Below are 24576 nucleotides of genomic sequence, written 5' to 3'. Positions count from 1 at the left end.
ATGCTACTTTTTTCAGGAAATTCAAAGGTTTAATTGCTCAAAAACAGAGATTTGCCATATAAAATTTGGCATAACGAGTCCTACAAAGAGGCTCTTGAAATCAGACAGAATGGATTTTCAATGTGTACTTTGGAATTTGTTTTAATTAATTCCGCAGCAGTCCTGCCCAATTGAGCAAAATCGGTAGAAATAGTACTTATCCCTTTAAACAACAACCTTTTTAACGGTGTTTCATTATAAGAAATCAGTCCAACATCTTCTCCAAGAATTAATTCTTTTTCCAGAATCTTCTCCAACAGCATGATCAAATCATCCTCCATGACATTGATATAAGCTTCACCCACTGCTGGAGTTATCGCATTGGCAGATGATACAATATCCATATCAAAGGCGAAATCCCTACAAAAATTAGTAAAACCCGTAACAATCTCTTGGGGGTAATACGAAGTATTGGGGAAAATCATTTTCAATACATGGTATTTACTCAAAGCATCTTTGGCTTGAATCAAGGCTGAATAAATATCTTTTTCAAAGTTTTCATACACTGCCCCAAAATTTCCTTGAATACCAGGTAATAATTTATCCAATAAAATCAATTTCTCTTTGGGCAATTGATTAATCAACTCCCTAGCACTTTGCTCCCCTTCCATAAAATGAGGAATAATCACGATATGCGAATAATCTCGGTCCCTGGATTGGATAATCTTTTTAAATAAGTTGAAGTCGTTATTGTAGATATAAAAATCAATGGTGGCATTTTCCCCCATAGCTTCTACAAAGGAATCATACACCAATTTCTTGTGGCCACTTAACTTATTGAATAAGAGGAAGATGCGAAAATCTACAGGAAGCTTATCTATTTTAATAAAAAAACCCTTTCCTCTTACCGAGTCAATAACCCCTTTGGATTTCAAATAGTTATATCCCTTCTCTACCGTGATTCGGGAGATATAATACTCAAAACTAACTTCATTAATTGATGGTAAACTTTCCCCCTTTTTAATCCGCTTGTTTCTTATTCCTTCAATGATGGAATTGGCCAGTTGCTGGTATTTAGGTGTCGATGAAAACTCATCGATATGGATGACATCAAGAATATTAGAATGGCTCATTTATAAAGAATTACCGATACCGACAATGATAACAGAGACCAAAATTACAACAATTCCCGCCATTACTGTCCTTAAGGTTTGTTGGGAAACCCCTTTCCATTCTTTGAAATAGAGCCCCCAGAAATTGGAAGTTAAAATAATGGTCGCCATGTGTAATATCCATGAACTTGCTCCATTACCTAATTTACTTTCTCCCATACCATAGAAGAAGAATTGAAGAAACCAAGTAGTACCTGCTACCGCCGCAAAAGTATAATTTCTACGTAATGGAGACTCAGTATTTAGGTAATCACCAAAAGATTTATTGGAAAAATTTAAATACATGCACCAAATGAAATTCGTAGTAAATCCACCCCAAAGTACCACAATGAAAATAACATTATTTTGAAATAAAGGGTCGCAACCTTTAATTATAGCTTCATTGGCCATCAATTTACCAGCTTCAATACCAAAATTAAAACAAGCACTCAATAAGCCTGAAATCGTTGCAACGATTAATCCTTTTACTAAATTAAACTCTTTGATACTTTCCTTTTTCTGCTCATCAGAAAGTTCATTTTCTTTCATCATTCCGGCTTTTCCGCACAGGTAAATCCCGAAGATGCAAACTACAATGCCTAATAAAACGAGTCTTCCACCAGTACTAGCAGCAATTTGAGAAAAAGTAATGCCCTCCATTCCTGAAAATTCACGATAAATTGGTGGTACCAAAGCCCCAAAAATACTGCATAAACTTAAAGCAATGGACATCCCTAAGGACATTCCCAAATAGCGCATGGCCAAACCAAAGGTTAATCCACCTATTCCCCATAATACACCAAAAGCATAGGTCCAGAATAATGTACTTGAGTTCGCCTGCTGAATAATCTGCATAAAATCAGGAATGGTTAAATATGCCGCCACAAAGGGAACCAATATCCAAGAAAACACCCCTCCCACTATCCAGGCACTTTCCCAAGACCATACTTCTATCTTACGATATGGGATATAAAAACTGCCTGAAGCAAAACCTCCCAAACTGTGAAACAATAAACCTAATAATGAACCCATTTGATCTTTAAATTATTTATTTTGAAAAATTCCTACAAAAGCGAAAATTGATACTTTTCTAATCCTTAAAAATAAACACCCTGATATATTTAGCCTTTAAATCAACTAATCAAGAGTTATTACCCAAAATTTAGCTCGCTAATGTAACAGAAGAATTGATAAAAACAATTCAAGTCAGGCTAATGAAAGTACTATTTATTATTAAATTAAGCCTATGAAAAATAAAATACCTCATCTTTCAGCCTTAGTAGCATTATTGGTTTTCCTCTTGGGCAGCTCATTTTTAGCAATACAATCCAACGAAGATTGGCCTTCCTATTTGGGTGGATCTGACCGAAACCATTATTCCCAATTAAGTCAGATTACCTTAGAAAATGTGAATCAACTACAAGTAGCATGGACATACGCCAGTGGTGATTCAGGACAAATACAAGCCAACCCAATCATCATAAACGGAATTTTATATAGTGTCAATGCCTCCGTTCAAGCCTTTGCTTTAGATGCCGCCACGGGAAAAGAACTTTGGCGATTTGGAGATCCCTTAAAAAATTGGGCTAGTACCAGTCGCGGAGTCAGTTATTGGACCAATGGGCAAGAAGCTAGAATATTGTATACCGCAGGTCCCAATTTATGGGCATTAAATGCTAAAACAGGTAAACCCATCCTTTCATTTGGTCAGGGTGGAAAAATAGATCTACACACGGGATTGCCTGAAATAGCCCAAAACAAATTTCTAGTCTCCAATACTCCAGGTAGTATTTATCAAAATTTAATCATCATGCCACTCCGACTTTCAGAAGGCGAAGATGCCGCTCCTGGAGATATTAGGGCCTTTGATGTTAGGTCTGGAAAATTAGTCTGGACTTTCCATACCATTCCTTATCCTGGAGAATATGGATATACCAGTTTTCCAAAAGATGCCTATAAAAACAACTATGTGGGAGCTGCCAATAATTGGGCAGGAATGGCTGTAGATGAAAAAAGAGGGATTATTTTTGTTCCTACAGGTTCTGCTGGATATGATTTCTGGGGAGGAAATAGACCGGGGAGCAATTTATTTTCCAATTGTTTGATTGCTTTGGATGCCAAAACAGGAAAACGTATGTGGCATTTTCAAACTACACATCACGATTTATGGGATCGGGATTTACCAGCACCACCAAATTTAATCCGAGTAAAACATCAAGGAAAGTACCTGGATGCTGTAGCTCAGATTTCTAAACAAGGTTTTGTATTTCTATTTGAAAGAACGACAGGAAAACCACTTTTCCCAATCATAGAAAAGAAAGTATCTACACTAGGCTTGTCTGGTGAAAAACCTTGGTCAAGCCAACCTTTTCCTAGCAAACCTGCGCCCTATGCACGCCAGTCGTACGAAATCAGTCATCTAGACCTAAGTCCATATGCCGAAAACCAGCAGGAACTACGTGAAAACTTAAAACAATTTAAAAAGCAATGGTATGCCCCACCTAGTGAAGTGGGCACATTAATTCTTCCAGGATTTGATGGAGGAGGAGAATGGGGAGGAGCAGCTGCTGATCCAGATAAAGGTATTCTATATGTCAATAGCAATGAAATGGCCTGGGTTCAAAAAATGGAGAACCAAGCTGAAAAGGCAAAGCAAAAAATTAGTGCAGCCAAAAGACTTTATCAGAACTATTGCCAAAATTGTCATGGTGCTGAATTACTCGGAAATAGCCTGAGTGGATACCCTTCATTAGTGGATATTTTTAAAAGAAGAGATAAAGTATTTGTCAAACAAATTATCCAACAAGGCAAAGGAATGATGCCCGGGTTTACTCAATTAAAAAATAGTGAGATTGAATCCATATTATCTTTTTTAGGGAATGAAGACAAACAAGAAATTAGCAGTCAAAATTCAGCTCAACAAGCTAATATTCCTTACCGAATGACAGGCTACAATAAATTCTTGGATTCAAAAGGTAGACCTGGAATTAAACCACCTTGGGGTACATTGAATGCGATAGATATGAACACTGGAGAGTATTTATGGAAAATCCCATTGGGTGAAGATGTAGAATTAGCTAAAAAAGGAATCAAAAATACAGGCATAGAAAATTATGGTGGGCCACTAGTTACTGCCAATGGGTTATTATTCATAGCAGCTACCAAAGACGGTAAATTCAGGGCTTTTGAATCAAAAACAGGTAAACTTGTCTGGGAAATAAATTTACCTGCTGCAGGGTTTGCCACCCCATCTACTTATATGGTAGGAGGAAAACAATTTATCGTGATAGCTTGTGGAGGAACTAAATTAGGTACACCTAAAAATAACCAATATGTAGCCTTTGCTCTTCCTTAATTCAAACAAATTGCCCTTATAAATTTCTTTTCAAAAAATCATTTCTCCAATGTCCTTGTGGATCTAAGCGCTTGGCTAGGGCTTGAAAATCCTTGAATTTAGGATAACGAGAATGCAATTTCTGAGGACTCATGGTAAATAATTTACCCCAATGAGGTTTCACTTCAAATGGCTCCAAAGCTGCTTCAATTTTAGGCAATACAGCTAGCACATGTTGCGTATCAGGCTTCCACGTAAAGTGAATGGCAATCATATCTTGTTGATATGCAGGACTTAACCAAAGGTCATCTGCTGCTATGCTTCTAATTTCGGTAACAAATAAATAAGGTGCAAATATGGAATGTATGGCTTCCACGGCCATAATGGCTTGATAAGCAAATTTCCTTGGCACAAAATATTCTGCTTGCAATTCCGCACCATTACTGGGTATAAAACCCATTTTAAAATGAGGCAAACGTTCATACCATGGTCCAGAAATGCCCATTTGCTCCGTGCAATTAACAGGAGAATTAATTTTAATGGGGTGTAAGTGTGTAGTAGCGGCTTTTCCTCCAAAATATTCTTTTACTGGATGAATATTTTTGGCATCCGATCTTTTCTTGATCCACAACTGATTGATATTCTTATTTTCCCAGTGAGTAAACATGCTAACCGAATAGCCTTCTTGATAAATTTCATTGAAATGATCTTTCAATTGATTCATCAACAAATTTTCAAAGACAAATTGACTTACTTCAAACGTGGGTTGTATGGCTAAGGCCATTTTGGTCACAATACCTAAGGCTCCGATATTCACTACTACTCCATTAAATTCAGGATAGCCTTGCTCCCATCGTTCCAAGCTTCCGTCTGATTTCATCATTTCAATGCCACGAACGGCAGATGACAAATTACCATTTTTATCTCCAGAACCATGAGTTGCTGTGGCACAAGCTCCAGACACAGAAATATGAGGTAATGAAGCTAAATTATGTAGAGCAAAACCTTCTTTATCCAGCAACAAACCTAGATTTCCATACTTTATTCCAGCTTCAACCCAAACCCACATCTTCTGACGATCAATGGAAATCAATTTATCAAGCTTGGAAGTCGAGATTAAAGTATCATTGGTATTAGCTATAGTATTGAATGAGTGTTTAGATCCTAGAGCTTTGGGTTGTTGAGCCGCCAATACCTCTTTTCTTAACTCATTAATATTGGTGGGATACACTATTTTTTTGGCTGAATAGGTCAAATTCCCTGCCCAATTAGTTTCAGAAGTAGCTGGAAAATGAATTTGACTGGACATAAAAAGGATACTGGATTTCTTAATAAATTCTTGACGGTCCATTTTTGAATATTTTAATAAGAATCAATCTACTAAATATTCCATTTATTATATTTTTAATCAAAAAAAATAGTAGGACACATCTACCTATTTCATGTGATTAACGTAAATAAATGATTGAACATTAGACTTAACCCCTTTAAAATCAATAAAATAAAAGTAAACTCCATCAGCTATTCTTCCATCGCCTGAAACAAATGATGCTTGTTTAGATATCTCTCCACCCCAATCATTTTTATAATTGTCGGTTTCGTAAACAATATTACCCCAACGGTTAAAGATGCTTAGATGGTGGCTTGGCATGCTCATGATTCCTGGAATCACAAACTTATCGTTGATTCCATCCCCATTAGGTGAGAATCCTTGCGTCACAAATGGTTCGCAAATATCCTTATCCTTACTATTAGGTATTCCATCTTTATCGCAATCTGGTAAAGCTCCGTAGTTCAAATCATCCTCCAATTTATCTGGGATACTATCTCCATCATCATCTGGATCTTTGTAGTCTGGTACTCCATCTCCGTCAGTATCAATTGGATGCAATGGGTCTGGACCCACTTCTTCCTTATCCGAGATTCCGTTATTATCCGAATCTATATCGCGGTAATCTGCTAAACCATCTCCATCGGTATCATCTGGGATATTGGGATTTAGACCAGCTTCCATCTTATCTGGAATACCATCGCTATCAGAATCCAAATCACGGAAATCATATATACCATCTTTATCCGTGTCTACTGGTCTACTTGGATCTGATCCTACCTCCACTTTATCTGGAATAGTATCTCCATCAGTGTCTAAATCCAAATAATCTGGCAAGCTATCTTTATCGGTATCCACTGGTACTCTAGGGCTATCTCCTGCCTCAATTTTATCGGAGATCGTATCATTGTCCGAATCAGTATCGGTGTAGTTTGCTTGACCATCTTTATCCGTATCTACAGGAATCATTGGATCTTTGCCTGCTTCTACACTATCTGGGATTCCGTCATTATCCGCATCCAATTCACGGTAATCTGGAAGGTTATCACCATCAGAATCCTGAGGTTTCAATGGATTAGCTCCTGCTTCTATGAAATCAGGGATACCATCATTATCTGAATCGGTATCACGGTAATCGTATTTCGGTGTTCCATCTGTATGGGTATCACCATCTGTATTCAAGGGATTGTTGACATCAGCACCTACCTCAATACTATCTAACATACCATCGTTATCCGAATCAGTATCTTGGAAATCAAACAGACCATCTTGATCACTATCCAAAGGACTATCACCCTTTTTACCAGCTTCTAAGGAATCCAAAATACCGTCTCCATCACTTTCTAAATCCAAATAATCCATACTACCATCTTTATCTGTATCTCTTGGCATGTTTGGATTTGGGCCCACTTCTAACTTGTCAGATACCGTATCATTATCTGAATCGGTATCCCGGAAGTCATACTTCCCATCAGTATCCGAATCCAATGGTTTCCACACATCGCTACCTACTTCCACTTTATCTGGAATGGTATCATTATCCGCATCCAATTCTAACATATCTGCAATACCATCTCCATCCGTATCAACAGGTTTCGATAAATCTTTTCCGGCTTCAATGCTATCTGGAATTCCATCTCCATCTGAATCAGTATCCTCGAAGTTTTTCAAACCATCGCCATCGGTATCCCATGGTTTATTACAATCGCCTACTTCAACTAGATCTAAAATACCATCTCCGTCAGAATCCGTATCTCGGAAGTTGGCCAATTTATCTTGATCCCAATCTGCGCCACCTTCAACACCGTCACGGATGCAGTCATTATCTGAATCTAGGTCTAAGAAGTCTGGTGATCCATCTTTGTCCGAATCTATCACCGCTTTGTATTCTCCTCGATCATCCCAACCATTGTCATTGTCATCATTGGTATTAGTGCATTCTCTACACTTATCTTTTCCTTCCCAAGCATCTGGAATACCGTCGCCATCCGAATCATCATCTAGGTAATTGGCGATACGGTCTCCGTCGTTGTCCGTATCTCGTTCATCGCTATCTCCTAACCAGTCTCCATCCGAATCTTTATCGCGGTAGTTTGGTCTTCCGTCCTTATCTGGGTCATTGGTTAATTCGATTTTATCCGCAACACCATCTCCATCAGAATCTAGGTCGATATAATCTGGTGTGCCATCTGTATCTGTATCTGGTACTGGAGCTGGGTTACCTTCTAAGAAATCTGCTAATCCGTTTCCGTTCACATCGGGAGCTGAGCCATTTTTATCTACACGGCCATCGTAGTTATCATCAATGGTTCCTCGCTTATTATCTGTTCCTTCCCAAGCATCCAAAATACCGTCATTATCTGAATCTACATCAAGGAAGTTCATGATGCCATCTCCATCGGTATCGGGTGATCTTTCTTGAGTATCTAAAATACCGTCATTGTCCGAATCTAAATCCAGGTAGTTGGCATCGCCATCTCCATCGCTATCCATATTCTTCTCGATCATATCTAGGATACCATCATTATCCGAATCTGGATCCAAGAAGTTTGGTATACCGTCTGAATCAAAGTCTTGGCAAGTACCGGTTCCTAAATATCCTCCGTTACATTCCATTTCATTCGAAATACCATCGCTATCGCAGTCGCCAGCAAAATATTTGGCATATCCAATACTTCCTTTTGGTGGAATATAACCTGCCACTCCGCCTGAACAGGCATTAGAAGGCTCGACGTCTGTTCCGTTAGCAGAACCGTCACCATCACAATCCAGCGCTTTCCATGCAGATGAAGCTTTCGACATGACAAACGAACTCATCAAATAAGAACAGCCATCGTTCAAGTCGGTCTTATCTATTAACTCTTGTTCATCCGATACACTATCTCCATCTGTATCAAGTGGGATTAAAACAATTTGGGGAGTTTGAACAGTATTGCCAGAGTTTGGAATAATTTCTAATTGAATTGAACCAGACAATGCACTAGGAAATAAATTACCTAAAATAGAAAAATAGGCAACTCCGTTAATATAATCAGTTGATTTATTTAGAATAATAACTCTTTGATCATTAACTACTCCGCCAACAATCAACTTCGCTATTATAGTTACTGGATTAACAGCAGCATTAAAATTAGTTATTGTATTTCCGTAAATATCTACTGCCTTCATATAGCCAGAAATTACTTTCCCAGCATCTTGCTTTTCATCAAAATAATATTGGAAAGTTAAAAAATCACTTTCGGTTACATTCATTAATAATTTATCATCATCACTAATGGTTAAAGTACTTGTCGGGTTTATAGCTTCCAAATTGGCTAGTTCAGCATTAACTAAAATTAATTGAACATTAGCTTCTCCATTGACAAAATCAACTGAAAAGCTGGAACCAAATGCATTCAAACCACTCTGCACTATATTCAAAATTGAATTTGCCACATTGGCTTTACTAGTAGAGATATTCAATACAGTAAAAATATTAGGCAATTTTTTACTCCATTCAACTTTTAAATTAGGTAAAATAGAAGAAGAAAATGGCGTAAAAGTGACTAAACCAGCCATAGGATTATCTTTTCCATTTGGAGCTATTTTAGCCCCTAAAAATTTAATTAATTGGGCTCCAGACAAATTGGAACATAAATTCCCATACATATCTTTAGCTAATACCTTTACTATAAATGAGCTTCCTGCTCTAGTAGTAGATTGTGTTGACCTAACAGAATATTTGTATGGTACTCCAGGCGAGACTAAAAATGCATTGGACTCTCCAATTTTACCAGTTAAATTACTGGTATTTAATGAACTGGCTAATGCAGCAATTACTATTCCAGATTCACTTTTAATATATGACCAATTAGTAAATATAACCAAATTTTGACCTGACAGCATATTTGCTGAAATAGTACCTAAAATGGAACCTGATCCCGTTTTTACAGTCAAAGATATTCGGCCATTTTCATCCGCATTGACAGGGTTACCTGATGCATCCACTAATGAAACTGTTAACGACTGTAAAGTTCCTGCAGAAAAAGAAGAAATCGGAGATAGTAATAAACGTGAAGATACACCAGGATTAAAACTAACATTAGAACTTGTTGTTGAACCACCAAATGTTGGAGTAAAGACAAAGGTGCCTGAACCTACCGCTCCCGTATATTTCAAGCCTAAGCTTGTCAAGTTAGCTACTCCATTACTAAAGTCGCCGGCACTACTTAATTTATTCGTTCCTGATAAGCCTGTGATTGCTCCACTTAAGCTCGTGCTTACTGTAATGTTATTGCTGCTGGCATCAAAGCTAGTTACTGTATTTCCATAGGCATCCAAGGCCGTTAAGCTATTGCTGCCACTAAAGGCGGTGCCACTCACTTGGGGGCTCGTTAAGCTCACTGTCATTTTACTGAATGACCCTGCGCTTACAGATACCGATAAGCGGTCTGAGCCTGCAGCTACGATGCTTCCATCTGTGGCTGCTATCATCGCTGATTCTACTTGGAACAAGCTCAAGCTCGCACTCGCTACTCCATTGCTGAAAGTAAGGCTTGTTGCTGTGCCCAAGTCCGTACTTGCTACCGTTGGATTCGTCACTGGACTGCTCGAGGCATTCGCACCACTGAATGTGATGGACTTAGCTCCACTGTAGGTTGTCGCTGTATTGCCACTCGCATCTTTCGCCGTAATCGTAATCGTTTGACTTGCTCCTGCTACTTGACTTCCACTGCCTGTGATGATCAATTTTGTAGCGCTTCCTGCACCAATGGTCACAAGGCTTGATCCAGTCGCTCCACCGGTTGTTGCAGTAGCAGTAAATGTGCCATTTCCTGTATTACCAGTAAAAATAAGGGTATTAGCAACATTGGCTACTCCATTGACAAAATCTCCTGCACCACTTAGTTTGTTTGTTCCAGATAAGCCTGTAATGCTTCCAGTCAAGCTTGATGTCACTGTTACATTATTCGTTGCTGCACTAAAGCCTGTTACTGTATTTCCATAGGCATCTTGCGCTGTAATTGTATTGGTTGATGTAAAGGCCACTCCACTATTTTGCGGAGAACTAAAGTTTAAGGCAAATTTACTTAAGCTGGATTCTCCTACCGTGATACTTAGTCGATCTAAACCTGTAGCGACCAATGAACCATCACTAACTGCCACTGTGGCTGATTCTGCACGGTAAAGTGCTAAAGTAGCTGTAGCTACTCCATTGCTGAAAGTAAGGCTTGTCGCTGTACCCAAGTCCGTACTTGCTACCGTTGGGCTTGTCGCAGGACTGCTCGAGGCATTCGCGCCACTGAATGTGATGGACTTAGCTCCACTGTAGGTTGTCGCTGTATTGCCACTCGCATCTTTCGCCGTAATCGTAATCGTTTGACTTGCTCCTGCTACTTGACTTCCACTGCCCGTGATAATCAATTTTGTTGCAGCTCCAGAATTTAACGTGATAGAACCAGAAGTTACTGGTGCTCCGGTAGCTGGACTAAAGGTAAACGTCCCTGAACCTGACGTGCCTGTGAACTTCAAGCCTAAGCTGCTTAAGTTCGCTACGCCACTACTAAAGTCGCTGGCACTACTTAATTTATCCGTGCCTGATAAGCCCGTAATGCTTCCAGTCAAGCTCGATGTCACGGTTACGTTATTCGTTGCTGCACTAAAGCCTGTTACCGTATTACCATAAGCATCTTGTGCCGTTAAAGTATTCGTGCCTGTAAAGGCGGTGCCAGATGTTTGAGGGTCTGACATAGCTAGGCTAAACTTAGCAAATGATCCTACCGATACGCTCACTGCTAATTCTCCTCCTCCACTCGCAGTTAAGCTTCCGTCTGTCACACTAATCGAAGCAGACTCTACTTTGTATAAACTCATACTAGCTGTCGCTACTCCATTGCTGAAAGTAAGGCTTGTTGCTGTACCAAAGTCAGTGCTTCCTACTTTTGCTGTTGTCACTGGTGATGAGGAACTATTTGCGCCTGAGAAGGTTAAGCTCTTAGCTCCTGTATATGTTGTTACTGTATTGCCTTGCGCATCTTTCGCTGTAATCGTAAGCGTTTGACTTGTTCCTGCCGTTTGAGTACCTGTTCCTGTAATGATAAACTTATTCGCAGAACCACTATTGATGTCTATACTTCCACTCGTCACTGCCGTTCCGCTCACTGGGGTGAACGTGAAGGTGCCTGAACCTACCGCTCCCGTATATTTCAAGCCTAAGCCCGTCAAGCTCGCTACTCCACTACTAAAGTCGCCGGCACTACTTAATTTATTCGTTCCTGATAAGCCTGTGATTGCTCCACTTAAGCTCGTGCTTACTGTAATGTTATTGCTGCTGGCATCAAAGCTCGTTACTGTATTGCCATAGGCATCTTGTGCTGTTAAGCTATTAGTTCCTGTAAACGCTACTCCGTTGATCTGTGGTCCGGTCAAGCTCAAAGCTAATTTGCTGAAGGTGGCTGGACTCACGGTTACACTCAAGCGATCTGATCCACTTGTGCTCACCAATCCATCGGTAGCTACAATCTGTGCCGACTCTACTTTGAATAAGCCCATGCTCACCGTGGCTACTCCATTGCTGAAAGTAAGGCTTGTCGCTGTGCCAAAGTCCGTACTTGCTACCGTTGGATTCGTCACTGGACTGCTCGAGGCATTCGCGCCACTGAATGTGATGGACTTAGCTCCACTGTAGGTTGTCGCTGTATTTCCACTCGCATCTTTCGCCGTAATCGTGATGTTTTGTGTCCCTCCTGCCGTTTGGGTGCCAGTTCCGGTAATGATAAACTTACTAGCCACTCCTGCTCCGATTGTCACATTGCCGCTCGTTGCTGCTGTTCCTGTAGCTGGACTAAACGTGAAGGTGCCTGAACCTACCGCTCCCGTATATTTCAAGCCTAAGCTTGTCAAGTTAGCTACTCCATTACTAAAGTCGCCGGCACTACTTAATTTAGTCGTGCCTGATAAGCCTGAAATTGCTCCACTTAAGCTCGTGCTTACTGTAATGTTATTGCTACTGGCATCAAAGCTAGTTACTGTATTTCCATAGGCATCCAAGGCCGTTAAGCTATTGCTGCCACTAAAGGCGGTGCCACTCACTTGGGGGCTCGTTAAGCTTAAAGATAATTTTGCAAAGGCCGCTGAACTGACTGTCACAAGTAAGCTACCTCCAGAATTTGAATGTATAGTTCCATCACTTCCAATCACTGTTGCTAATTCAGTTTTGTACAAGACCATTGGACCTGTTGCCACACCATTAGTAAACGTTAAACTAGTTCCTGTTCCAAAAACAGTCCCTGCAAACGTTGGTGATGTGCTTGGATTAAGGGAACCATTGGCTCCTGAAAATACTATTGAATGAGAACCAGTATAAGTTGTTGCAATATTATCATTGGCATCTTTAGCTGTAACTGTTACATTTTGAGAGCTTCCGGCAGTTTGTGATGCAGTACCTGTTAACACAAATTTAGTTGCTGAGCCAGGATTAATTAGAATACTTGAACTTGTAACTGCTGTACCTGTAGTTGGAGTAAAAGTAAACGTCCCTGAACCTGATGTGCCTGTGAACTTCAAGCCTAAGCTGCTTAAGCTCGCTACTCCACTACTAAAGTCGCCGGCACTACTTAATTTATCCGTGCCTGATAAGCCCGTAATAGTACCTGTTAAGCTTGATGTCACGGTTACGTTATTCGTTGCTGCACTAAAGCCTGTTACCGTATTACCATAAGCATCTTGTGCCGTTAAAGTATTCGTGCCTGTAAAGGCGGTGCCAGATGTTTGAGGGTCTGTTAAACTAACAGCCAATTTACTCATACCTGATGGGCCAACGATAACTGTCAAACGATCAGATCCTGTTGTACTAATTGTACCTTGGGAAGCTACAATGTTTGCCGTTTCTGCTTTGTATAGTATTAATGTAGTTGTAGCTACACCATTACTGAAAGTAAGGCTTGTTGCTGTACCAAAGTCAGTGCTTCCTACTTTTGGTGCAGTCGATGGTGATGAGGAACTATTCGCTCCAGAAAAAACTAAACTTTTAACACCTGTATATGCTGTAACGGTCTCACCTAGTACATCTACTGCTGTAATCGTAATGTTCTGCGATGCTCCAGCTGTTTGAGTTCCAGTACCTGTAATAATAAATTTAACTGCAGCACCTTGAACAACTTCTACATGTAAATTATATGTGGTAGAACCTCCAGAATTGGTGGCCGTTACCACATAAGTAGATGAAGCAACAATACTAGTGGGTGTACCACTAATAATACCAGTATTAATATCTAAGGCTAATCCTGTTGGTAAAGCTGGGTTTATTGAATAAACAATATTTGATCCTGTGACAGTAGGACTAATACTTGTTGCATTCTCTCCCCGATAAAAAGTAGCTGGAGTAGAATAAGTCAATCCTGAAGGCGGAATGTCATTTACCACCAAATTAAATGTAGAGGTAGGTGCGATACACCCTGTTCCCGAATTCCTAACTGAAAAATTGAAATTATATGTATTGAGAGCTGAATTAACTGGAATCCCCACAGAAATTGGGCTAGAAACCAAACTCGAGTTTGTCAATGCCGTAAAGCCACTTAATGCGGTAGTTCCAGTAGTTAATGAATACTGATCTGGAGAATTTGTTATAGCAGTATAAGGAATTGAAAAACTAGTTGATGATCGATAAACTGAAGCAATGGAGGACAATGTAATGCTTGGAAGTGGAATGCTAGTTGCTATAACCGTAGTTCTGCTACTTTCTGGACAACTAGTAGCAGCTGCTTGTGCATAAAAAGTTGTAGTTGATGAAAGTGAAGGAGTTGAAAAGGTTGCCCCACTTCCCAACAAATTTGTACCACTTAAAGCATCATACCACTTTACTGTACCTGTGGTACCTATGGCAGCTAAATTAGCCGAAGTTGTTTCACAAGCACTTCCTGCTGTTATACTTTCAAGACCATTGACAGGGGCAACAATTTTTGTTCTAGTATTAGAAACACATCCAGTCGTACTATTACGGCTTTCAACATAATAAATAAGTGGAGTACTGGTAGATGGAGTGGTTATTGCATTGGTTCCTGTAAAAAGCGCTGAGCCGCCAGATGAATTTGAATACCAATCGCCAACAACTAGTCCACTAGTAGCTGAAATTGCTAAATTCATGGTACCAGAACTACATATGGAATTTGGACTTGGTGGAGTTATTTTATAGATACTTTTAGTAGAAGACCCATTGCCTGCCACATAGATTGATCCTTGTGCATCAAATGTCATGCCCTGTGGAGTTGTAATACCCGAAGCATATGATGAAATTGTTCTATCTGTTGCTACTTTTCGTATAATAGAACTTGCAAAAATGGGATAATACAAATTTCCATTCGAATCACGAATTAAGTCCGCAATGTTGGTATTAACAGAGGAGGCATAAACAGAAACGCTAGTACCAGTAGGACCAATTTTTAAAATATTGGCTGCACCTCGATTCGCCACATACATATTTCCATCAGGATCAAAACATATCCCAAATGCATTATTTATTTGTGAATCGTTACAAAAAGTAGAAACTACCCCACTTGGGGTAATTTTGTAAATAACATTACCTGTAGTGGTTACATAGACATTATTGTTACTATCTACGGCAGAGCCTTGTGGGCTAGTAATAGAGGCAAATACACTCAAAGTGTTAGTCCCATATTCCATTTTAACAACACCATTGGCTTGGGGCATAACTACGTACACATTCCCTAAATTATCAACAGTTAATGAAGATATTGCACTATTAGAAAGTCCCCCAATCGGCATACTACTTGAGGCAGTAATAAGAGTTCCTGAGATAGAATAAACTTGAATAACTGGGGCATCACTTACTTTGGGGCTATATAAATAGGAATTTAGAGGATTAAAAACCAATCCTCTTGAACTGTTTGAAGAGGCATATGTAAATTGCAGATTGGTGGATACGCTTCCAACAGATTGTGTTGGTGCGTTGGGTAAAGCATTAACTATGGCTAAATTTTGACTGGTAAAACCTGTAGAGGAAATAACAATATTGCCTGCCCCTCCTGTTGTTTGTTTGACATAAATAGTACTTTCATTTACGACACCCCCTGACTGAGTTAAAGTTACCGAAGAGGTGTAAGTTCCAGAAAGGCTGGTAGAAACCGTATATCCTGTTGGTGCTGTAACAACAATATTAGCCGTTAATCCTTTACCTGTAATCGTAAATTTCTCTGAACAAGTTGAAAAACCTGTTGAATTAATTTCAATAATTGGAATGCCAAAATAGCTATTTTCTGTTAATTCAACTTTAATCCGATCGGCCATACTTAAACTAGACGGGAACGAAATCAGCTCAGACCAACCTCCACCTCCAGTAGTGTGCTCATTTAAGCGATCCCTACCAATATTATCCCAAGTTGTACCAGAATTAGCCGTTTGAGCTTGTACTGAATTTATTCCTAATGTGGTATTCCAAACAGCAGAAGTTGTGGGAATATTGATTCCATTTTGATTAATTGCCCCATTTCTAATAGAACTTGATGCCAAAGTTGGGCTAAATAATAAATTACTAGATGATCCAGAATTCCAGTTATTATTTGCTGCATCTCCCAATAAAAATCCAGAACCACTAGATTGGAACTTATTCACCGCCATTACTAGTGCGTTGGTAGACAAAGCACTAGCAAGAGCTAATGATTTATAATCTGTGCCGGAAATAGTACCTGAAAAACGCAAAAAGGGCTTATTTCCCTCTAAAATGAGGCTACCAGAACTCACTAATTGAGGTTGATTACTTGCCGTAATCTGGGTTAAATGATTACTATTACCCGATTGATCATACCAAATACTAACAAATACATCTGTACCTGCATAAAAGCTAGCAAATGATAGCGTTGCTCCAAGACTTAAACCAGAACTACCAGCAGATATCACGGTACAAATACTTGACCCACTCAGTTCACTGTTTGAATCAAAACCAATATCGACAGTTGCATGATCACTAGCTCTTCGAACTTGCATAATCTTTCCTGTATAAGAAGTACTCAATTTTCTAACAGAAAAAGCCACACTTGCGGGTGATGAGGCTGTTAAATTCAGCAAATCAAGGGGAAATTGTGCAAAAGCCGGAACAAGGGATGACATTAGCACAAAATACAATAAGGACAGAGTCCGAACTGACTTTTGTAGCATACTTATATTTTAAAACAGAACCACAGGTAATGATTAGCAAAAATATTAAATTAATTTAATAAGGTGATTAGACTGTTTTAAATAAAGAACATATTTGTTAATAAAACTTAAAATAGTTTACTAGTAATGCATTTAAATGGAAACAGATCACTGCTATTTTTAAATTATTTTGTTTAAAAATCGGTTCTAGAATCGAATAATAAAATATTCCATAATTCGCATGGAGCGTATCTAGGTAATGACAAAAATTCAGCATTTCATATTATTAAAAGCAAAAAAAAACAATACCCCGTTTCCAAGGTATTGTTTTAAAGTTGGGGTGGACCAGCATGGGCTCGAACCATGGACCCCCTGATTATGAGTCAGATGCTCTAACCAACTGAGCTACAAGTCCGCATTGAATTACTTCAACGAGCTGCAAAATTAAATAATCAAGAGCTTTTTAACTAATTTCCTTTATAAATTTATAATTTAAGGTTCAAACTGGCTTGGAACATTCCATGTATAAACAATGAAAACAAAAACATTCATCAGTGATTTATCCAAGAAAATTTACCCGATCTCCGAAATGGTCAATGGGAGTAATATCCAAGAGGGGATTTTACAATTAATTCAAAGAGACTACCCCAAATTCAAAACAGGAAGTAATTTAGCTTTAACTGAACTAAACATATTTAGGCAAATCTATTTGTCTGATTTTCTAAAAAAAGAAACGGGGGATTTGACAGCCTTGGAACAAGTCGTATTAAAAAATGAAGCAGACCATCGACTGATCACTCAGGCGGTAGACATGGAGGATTTTGGTGAATTAACTACTGGTCAAAAAATTGCCGATAAAGTAGCTTCCTTTGGAGGAAGTTGGCGTTTTATCATTTCCTTCTTCGTATTTTTAGCCCTTTGGATTTTGGTCAATGTGTATGTGTTTATAAACAAAGGATTTGACCCCTACCCTTTTATTCTATTGAATCTGATTTTATCCTGTATTGCTTCCTTACAAGCACCTGTGATTATGATGAGCCAAAATAGACAAGAAGAAAGAGATCGGGAGAGATCCAAAAAAGATTATTTAATCAATTTAAAGTCAGAATTAGAAATCAGATTGTTGAATGAGAAAATAGATCACTTAATGACACATCAACAACAGGAATTACTAGAAATACAAAATATCCAAGTTGAAATGCTAAATGAAATAACCAATTTGGTAAAAGATAAGAAAGTCCGCTAAACTATGTACCCAACTAAAATTATCAATGACCCTATTTATGGATTCATCAAAATCAATAATCCATTCATTTTAAAGCTCATTGATCATCCTTATTTTCAGCGATTAAAACGCATCAAACAATTAGGTTTAGCCGAGTTTGTCTATCCTGGTGCACATCACACTCGATTTCATCATGCTCTGGGAGCCATGCACCTTATGGACCAAGCATTGAATAATTTACATGCTAAAGGTTACCCCATTTCAGAAGAGGAAAGAGAAGCTGCTGAAATAGCCATTTTATTGCATGATATTGGTCATGGTCCATTTTCACATGTGCTAGAATATACCTTATTAGAGAATGTCCATCATGAGGCTATATCTCAATTATTAATGGCTACCCTAAACAAACATTTTGAAGGCAAATTAGATTTGGCTATTCAAATGTTTTCAGACAAATATCACCGGCCATTTTTTCATCAATTAATTTCAAGTCAATTGGATGTGGACCGTTTAGATTACCTAAGTAGAGATTCCTTTTATACTGGTGTAAGGGAGGGATTCATTGGCTCTGAAAGGCTATTATCTATGCTTGATTTAGTCAATGAAAAGCTTGTATTAGAGGAAAAAGGGATTTATTCCATTGAAAATTTCTTGATGGCAAGAAGACTCATGTATTGGCAAGTGTATTTACACAAAACGGCCATTGCAGCTGAAAGCATGTTGATTCAAATATTACGAAGAGCCAAATATTTAATTAATTCTGGAATTCAATTAGAATGTTCAACCCCTTTATTTACCTTTTTAAGTAAAATATATACTTGGGAAGAATTTTCTACTAGAGAATCTCTTTTGGTAGCTTTTACCGATTTGGATGACCACGATGTCTGGGCAGCCATAAAAAGCTGGAAATCGGCCGAGGATATCATCTTAAAAAACCTATGCCAGCAATTTTTAACACGAAAATTATTTACATGTAAATTAGGAAGCCAGCCCATTCCAAGAACGAAAAAACTAGAAATTGAACAAATGATTCAAAAAAGTCTAGGTATTACCGCCGATGAAGTAGGTTATTTTGTTGTGGATGGTTCTACGAGTAATGCTGCTTACATACAAGGAGACAATACCATCAAAATGGTCGATAAACAAGGTCAGGTTGTCGAGTTACTCGAAGCATCTGACTTACCGACCATCCAAGCATTAAGTAAGATTGTAAAAAAATACTATTTTTGTTGCCCAAAGAGCGTATATTTGCAAGGCGAATTACGTTGATTGCGTACCTAATTCCATTATTACCTGAAAATCAATTCATCCCTGCATGAAATTTACTGTTGATCAAATTGCCGGACTAATTCATGGAACAGTAGATGGGAATGGAGCTGATATTATATCCGATTTCAGCAAAATAGAAGAAGGGAAATCAGGTACCATTTCATTTTTAGCCAATCCCAAATACGAATCTTTTTTATATGATTCTAAGGCTACGGCCATCATCATTTCAGAAGATCAAGCACTAAGAAAGAAACCATTAGCTACTTTAATTCGCGTAGCTGATCCCTATTTATCATTTACTGTTTTATTGCAAAAATATCAGGAAATGATGGCTTCTAATGAAACGGGCATTCAAAACCCTTCTTTCATTGATTCAAGCGCCACATTAGGGGATAATATTTATGTAGGAACATTCACCAGCATAAATCGGAATGCCAAAATTGGTTCGGGAACACGAATCATGAACAATGTCAGTATAGGCGCAAACGTTGAAATTGGCGAAAATTGCGTCTTATACCCAGGTGTAATCATATATTCTGACTCAAAAATTGGAAACCACTGTACCATTCATGCCAATGCCGTAATAGGTTCAGATGGCTTTGGGTTTGCCCCACAGCCAGACGGATCGTTTACCAGTATTCCTCAATTGGGAAATGTCGTGATTGAAGATCATGTAAGTATAGGTGCCAATACCACCATCGATCGAGCTACGATGGGCTCGACTAAGATTGGCAAAGGCTCTAAAATAGACAATTTAGTACAAATTGCTCACAATGTGGAAGTTGGCCAAAATACTGCCATAGCCGCACAAGTGGGGATATCGGGTTCTTCCAAAATTGGAGACCATTGTTTAATAGGTGGGCAAGTTGGGGTAGCGGGCCACATTAGCATTGCTCCCAACACGATTGTTACAGCTCAATCAGGAGTTACCAAAACCGTTAAAACCCCTGGTCAAACACTAGGAGGTACTCCAGCCTCTCCTAATGTAGATTATTTAAAAAGAAATGCACTTATTCGTCAATTACCAGACTTGTTTGAAAAAATAAATCAAACGATAAAAGTTGTTGAGTAAATGGACATTAGATTCGTATGAACAATAAGCAACACACCATTAGTAAATCTGTCACTCTAAGCGGAGTGGGTCTCCATACTGGCGTCACTGCCAATATGACTTTTTTACCAGCACCAGCTAATCACGGTATTAAGTTTCAACGTACCGATTTACCCGATCAACCTATTGCAGACGCTGATGTTGATTATGTTGTAGATACATCTAGAGGTACCACCATCGAGCATAATGGCGCGCGTATTAACACGGTAGAACATGTGTTAGCGGCAATGGTGGGCATGGAAATTGATAATATCCTCATACAACTAGATGGTCCAGAACCACCTATCATGGATGGAAGTTCCATCAAATTTGTAGAAGCCTTAGAAGAAGCCATTCCTTTAGAGCAAGAAGCACATCGTAAATTCTTTGAACTACCAGAAGAAGTTCGTTTTAAAGACTTAGATAAGGGCATTGAATTAGCTGCACTCCCCTTAAATGATTACCGAATAGCTGTTATGGTGGATTATAATTCTAAATTCCTATCCAGTCAACATGCGAATTTAACCCACGTTTCTCAATTTAAAGAGCAATTTGCAATGTGCAGAACATTCTGTTTTGTGCATGAATTAGAAGTGCTTTATAAAGCGGGTTTAATCCAAGGTGGTGATTTAAGTAATGCCATTGTCATTGCAGATCGCGACTATTCAGAAAAAGAATTATCTCATTTATCTGAAGTATTAGGTAAACCCAAAGTAAGCATCTCCAAAGAAGTCGGTATCTTAAACAATACCAACTTGCACTATAATAATGAAATGGCCCGCCATAAATTATTGGATGTGATGGGTGACCTAGCCTTAGTAGGTAGACCTATTAAAGCTCAAATTCTTGCATCTAGGCCGGGGCATGCCTCAAACGTAGAGCTGGCTAAAAAGATTAAGAAATTAATGCTAGAAACAGAGAAAAATAAAGTACCTGTTTACGATCCTAAGCAACCTCCCATTTGTTCACACGAACGAATTTATGAGTTATTACCGCACCGCTATCCTTTCCAAATGATTGATAAAATCACCTATTTGGATGAAAACAGTGTGATAGGAATCAAAAATGTTACCATGAATGAAAGTTATTTCATGGGCCATTTTCCAAATAATCCGGTAATGCCAGGTGTGATGCAAGTAGAAGCTATGGCTCAAACGGGTGGTATTTTGGTACTAAGCTCCGTTCCTGATCCTGAAAACTATTGGCCTTATTTAGTTGGCATAGAAAATTGTCGATTTAGAAAAAGCGTAATTCCTGGAGATACTGTTATCTTTCGATGTGAATTAATCTCTCCTATTAGAAGAGGAATCGCTAAAATGACGGGGAAGGCTTATGTAGCCGGACAAGTTGTTTGTGAAGCAGAAATGACCGCTAGTTTAGTTAGAAAATCATAATCGTACCCATGACATATCCGCTTACACATATAGATCCATCCGCAAAAATTGGCCAAAATGTGACAATCGATCCATTTACCATGATACACGGAGATGTGGAAATCGGTGATGGAACGTGGATTGGATCCAATGTAACTATTTTTCCTGGCGCTCGAATTGGTAAAAATGTACGTATTTTTCCTGGGGCCGTTATTTCTGCCATTCCTCAAGATTTAAAATTTGGTGGTGAAAAAACAACAGCTGAAATTGGAGATAATTGCACTATCCGAGAATGTGTTACCATCAATCGGGGTACGGTTGATAAAGACCGCACGGTAGTAGGTAAAAATTGTTTAATCATGGCCTACGTTCATATTGCACATGATTGTCAAATAGCCGACAATTGTATTTTGGCTAATTCAGTTCAAATGGCTGGACATGTCACGGTAGGTGAATTTGCTATCATTGGTGGATCTACTGCTATACATCAGTTCGCCAGTATCGGTAAACACGTCATGATTTCAGGTGGGTCACTTGTACGTAAAGATGTTCCTCCTTATACCAAATCAGGTAGAGAACCGCTTACTTATGCAGGTATAAATTCCGTGGGTTTACGAAGACGAAATTTCACAGATGCTCAAATTGCTGACATTCAGGAGATCTACCGATATGTGTATCAAAAAGGCTTGAATATTCAAACGGCCTTAAGTGAAATAGAAGAACAAATAAGCCCCTCTTTAGAAAGAGATGAAATACTTTCCTTTATTCGTAGCTCCGAACGCGGAATCATGAAAGGATAACGAATCAATTCATGAAAATTCTTGCCGAACATGTTGAAAAAAAATTCCGTCAAGAATGGGTCGTTCGCTCCTTTTCCTATCAATTTGAATCCGGTCAATCCTATGCCTTAACTGGCCCCAATGGTTCAGGAAAATCCACGCTTCTACGAATATTAGCCCAATATTCTCTCCCTACTAAAGGACAAGTTACCTTTCTACATGAAGACTTTTCCAGTATAGAATCGGATCAATGTCATTCCCTGATTTCTTATGCTGCCCCCTATGTAGAATTGATTGAAGAATTTACTTTATCAGAACTATTGAACTTCCTGATTCAATTAAAAGCATTACCCGCTCAGCTAAGCCTGGCTCAATTTCAGGAATATATTGAATTACAACCCGATAAATCCAAATACATTAAGAACTATTCCTCTGGAATGCGTCAAAAAATCAAATTGGGAATTGCGCTCATGGCTGATAAACCATGTATGTTTTTCGATGAACCTACCACCAATTTGGACGAAAAAGCAAAAAACTGGTTTTATCAAAAAATTAAGGAACAAAGTAATCAATTGATCATCATTGCTTCGAATGAAGCGGCTGAAATTAATTTATGCCAACATCGTATTTCTATACTAGACTTTAAATAAAAGTCGTTTCAAACGAAACAAAAGTAGGCCCAAAACCACTAAGTTGAATCCAGCAAAATAGGCAACATCAGCTACTCCTAATACCCCTTTTGATATATTTCTATAATGAAAATTCAGACTATATAAATCGACATCCAGACTAGCAAAAAAGGGAATCAAAGCCAGCTCTTGAGGACCTTGCCAAAATACAAAATTGAAAGCTACACCGAGCACAAAGGCCAACGCTTGTTTATTGGCCAATGAGGAAGCCAAGGCACTTAAACACACGAAGGCTAATCCCAATAAACTGATAGAAATGTAGCCTCCTAGAATTAAGGTTGAATCATAATTACCTTCAGGACTTCCTAAACTGCCTAAGGAATACACAAAAAAAAGTGTTGGTATTAGTGAAGTAAGTACTACTGCAAAAGTCCCAATCACCTTTCCTATGAGTATATCCCAATCAGAAACGGGCAAAGAACGGAGCAAATCATAGGTTTTCAAGGCATATTCCTCCGAAAACAAACGCATGCTCAAAGCTGGTATAAAGAACAAGAAAAACCAAGGGGCTAATTCAAAAAAAACGCTTAATTCAGCAAATCCAAAGTCCAATACATTTCCTTCAAATACCCATGTGTATAAGCCTGTCAGCAAATAAAAAGCCAACATGAGCCCTAGACCAATAAATGAACTGAAAAACGATTGGTACTCTTTTTGAACAATGGCCCACATATCTCTTACTCAAAAAATGGTTTTTCTTTCTTTAAAATAGCTGAAACAATTAAGCCCAGTAAAAACAAAAATAAGGTAGACATCAAAACAATCAGTACAAATTGTACACCTGGCCCCATCATCATGGATGATACTTTCATGGCTTCTGATATTTGACTTTCAGTCAAACCTTGCTCCTCCATCTTCTCACGAGCAATATCCAATTGCTTTTGAAGTACAGTAGGATCAATAAAATTCAAATAAATGTAATTATAAGCCCCTGCAGCTAAGCCCCAAATAGCTCCTAACAAGCTAGAAACGCCCAAACCTTGGCTATATCCTAAATATCCACCGTTTTGCTCTCGAAATTCTTTCAATGTTAGAAATAAAATTGACGTATCAATCAACAAAGTAGCCAAAAATGTTATCCAACCAAGAGACTCTGAAAATTGATCTTCTAATCCCGTGTACTTAGTTAATAAAGTAAACAAAAAACTTAATGTCCCTCCTATCAAGCCCCATTTTAAAGCAATTAGGGATGATGAAGGAGTTGAGTCTATTTGATTTTCCATAGAT

At 38.6% G+C, this 24576-nt stretch carries 13 protein-coding genes and 1 tRNA gene; 7 read left to right on the top strand and 7 right to left on the bottom strand.

Going from position 1 to position 24576, the window contains the following annotated elements; all coding sequences use genetic code 11:
• Window positions 1–80: 80 nt before the first annotated feature.
• Both EWU23_RS00995 and rhaT read right to left on the bottom strand, forming a co-directional pair.
• Window positions 81–1112 (bottom strand): GntR family transcriptional regulator, encoded by a 1032-nt coding sequence (locus tag EWU23_RS00995; RefSeq protein ID WP_166227916.1) that lies wholly within the window; start codon window positions 1110–1112, stop codon window positions 81–83.
• On the bottom strand, window positions 1113–2162 hold the full coding sequence (gene rhaT / locus EWU23_RS00990; protein WP_166227913.1) for an L-rhamnose/proton symporter RhaT: 1050 nt from the start codon (window positions 2160–2162) through the stop codon (window positions 1113–1115).
• Between the two features lie 214 nt (window positions 2163–2376).
• Here rhaT and EWU23_RS00985 point away from each other — a divergent pair, with 214 nt between their 5' ends.
• A complete protein-coding gene (locus EWU23_RS00985; protein WP_166227911.1) occupies window positions 2377–4485 on the top strand; it encodes an outer membrane protein assembly factor BamB family protein in 2109 nt (702 codons plus the stop codon).
• A gap of 16 nt (window positions 4486–4501) precedes the next feature.
• On the opposite strand, the gene EWU23_RS00980 is transcribed toward EWU23_RS00985, so the two are convergent.
• From EWU23_RS00980 to EWU23_RS00970, 3 genes are all read right to left on the bottom strand, one after another.
• Window positions 4502–5815 carry an FAD-binding protein gene (locus EWU23_RS00980; RefSeq protein WP_166227909.1) on the bottom strand — a complete coding sequence of 438 codons (1314 nt, stop codon included), beginning with the start codon at window positions 5813–5815 and terminating at the stop codon, window positions 4502–4504.
• Between the two features lie 84 nt (window positions 5816–5899).
• On the bottom strand, window positions 5900–16897 hold the full coding sequence (locus EWU23_RS00975) for an Ig-like domain-containing protein (RefSeq protein ID WP_205753045.1): 10998 nt from the start codon (window positions 16895–16897) through the stop codon (window positions 5900–5902).
• Window positions 16898–17265: 368 nt separating this feature from the next.
• Window positions 17266–17339, bottom strand: a tRNA-Ile gene (locus EWU23_RS00970).
• 117 nt (window positions 17340–17456) lie between these two features.
• Here EWU23_RS00970 and EWU23_RS00965 point away from each other — a divergent pair.
• From EWU23_RS00965 to EWU23_RS00940, 6 genes are read left to right on the top strand one after another with little or no spacing between them, the layout of a single operon-like run.
• Window positions 17457–18170, top strand: a complete 714-nt coding sequence (locus EWU23_RS00965) for a DUF1003 domain-containing protein (protein ID WP_166227905.1) — start codon at window positions 17457–17459, stop codon at window positions 18168–18170.
• A gap of 3 nt (window positions 18171–18173) precedes the next feature.
• Window positions 18174–19418 (top strand): HD domain-containing protein, encoded by a 1245-nt coding sequence (locus EWU23_RS00960; RefSeq protein WP_166227903.1) that lies wholly within the window; start codon window positions 18174–18176, stop codon window positions 19416–19418.
• Between the two features lie 46 nt (window positions 19419–19464).
• Window positions 19465–20490 (top strand): UDP-3-O-(3-hydroxymyristoyl)glucosamine N-acyltransferase, encoded by a 1026-nt coding sequence (gene lpxD, locus EWU23_RS00955; RefSeq protein ID WP_166227901.1) that lies wholly within the window; start codon window positions 19465–19467, stop codon window positions 20488–20490.
• Window positions 20491–20507: 17 nt separating this feature from the next.
• Entirely contained in the window at window positions 20508–21902 is a 1395-nt protein-coding gene (locus tag EWU23_RS00950) for a bifunctional UDP-3-O-[3-hydroxymyristoyl] N-acetylglucosamine deacetylase/3-hydroxyacyl-ACP dehydratase (RefSeq protein WP_166227900.1), read from the top strand.
• Between the two features lie 8 nt (window positions 21903–21910).
• A complete protein-coding gene (gene lpxA, locus EWU23_RS00945; protein WP_166227898.1) occupies window positions 21911–22681 on the top strand; it encodes an acyl-ACP--UDP-N-acetylglucosamine O-acyltransferase in 771 nt (256 codons plus the stop codon).
• Between the two features lie 11 nt (window positions 22682–22692).
• The gene (locus EWU23_RS00940; protein ID WP_166227896.1) at window positions 22693–23310 is read left to right on the top strand and encodes an ABC transporter ATP-binding protein; all 618 of its coding nucleotides are present in this window, start codon (window positions 22693–22695) and stop codon (window positions 23308–23310) included.
• Here the strand turns inward: EWU23_RS00940 and EWU23_RS00935 are convergent.
• The gene (locus EWU23_RS00935; RefSeq protein WP_166227894.1) at window positions 23296–24021 is read right to left on the bottom strand and encodes an ABC transporter permease; all 726 of its coding nucleotides are present in this window, start codon (window positions 24019–24021) and stop codon (window positions 23296–23298) included. The two genes, EWU23_RS00940 and EWU23_RS00935, sit on opposite strands and share 15 nt — an antisense overlap.
• A 5-nt stretch (window positions 24022–24026) precedes the next feature.
• Window positions 24027–24572, bottom strand: a complete 546-nt coding sequence (locus tag EWU23_RS00930; RefSeq protein WP_166227892.1) for a DUF4199 domain-containing protein — start codon at window positions 24570–24572, stop codon at window positions 24027–24029.
• Between the last annotated feature and the right edge of the window lie 4 nt (window positions 24573–24576).

It is taken from the genome of Aquirufa beregesia (assembly GCF_011090385.1).
In the GTDB taxonomy this organism is placed as follows: Bacteria; Bacteroidota; Bacteroidia; order Cytophagales; family Spirosomataceae; genus Aquirufa; species Aquirufa beregesia.
The sequence above is the reverse complement of the archived record's forward strand: the minus strand, read 5'-3'. Positions and strand labels throughout refer to the sequence as shown.

Coding starts and splice junctions, on each gene's coding strand:
- EWU23_RS00935 (WP_166227894.1), bottom strand. CDS start 24,021: ATGTGGGCCATTGTTCAAAAAGAGTACCAATCGTTTTTCAGTTCATTT.
- EWU23_RS00940 (WP_166227896.1), top strand. CDS start 22,693: ATGAAAATTCTTGCCGAACATGTTGAAAAAAAATTCCGTCAAGAATGG.
- EWU23_RS00960 (WP_166227903.1), top strand. CDS start 18,174: ATGTACCCAACTAAAATTATCAATGACCCTATTTATGGATTCATCAAA.
- rhaT (WP_166227913.1), bottom strand. CDS start 2,162: ATGGGTTCATTATTAGGTTTATTGTTTCACAGTTTGGGAGGTTTTGCT.
- EWU23_RS00950 (WP_166227900.1), top strand. CDS start 20,508: ATGAACAATAAGCAACACACCATTAGTAAATCTGTCACTCTAAGCGGA.
- EWU23_RS00965 (WP_166227905.1), top strand. CDS start 17,457: ATGAAAACAAAAACATTCATCAGTGATTTATCCAAGAAAATTTACCCG.
- lpxD (WP_166227901.1), top strand. CDS start 19,465: ATGAAATTTACTGTTGATCAAATTGCCGGACTAATTCATGGAACAGTA.
- lpxA (WP_166227898.1), top strand. CDS start 21,911: ATGACATATCCGCTTACACATATAGATCCATCCGCAAAAATTGGCCAA.
- EWU23_RS00930 (WP_166227892.1), bottom strand. CDS start 24,572: ATGGAAAATCAAATAGACTCAACTCCTTCATCATCCCTAATTGCTTTA.
- EWU23_RS00995 (WP_166227916.1), bottom strand. CDS start 1,112: ATGAGCCATTCTAATATTCTTGATGTCATCCATATCGATGAGTTTTCA.
- EWU23_RS00980 (WP_166227909.1), bottom strand. CDS start 5,815: ATGGACCGTCAAGAATTTATTAAGAAATCCAGTATCCTTTTTATGTCC.
- EWU23_RS00985 (WP_166227911.1), top strand. CDS start 2,377: ATGAAAAATAAAATACCTCATCTTTCAGCCTTAGTAGCATTATTGGTT.
- EWU23_RS00975 (WP_205753045.1), bottom strand. CDS start 16,897: ATGTCATCCCTTGTTCCGGCTTTTGCACAATTTCCCCTTGATTTGCTG.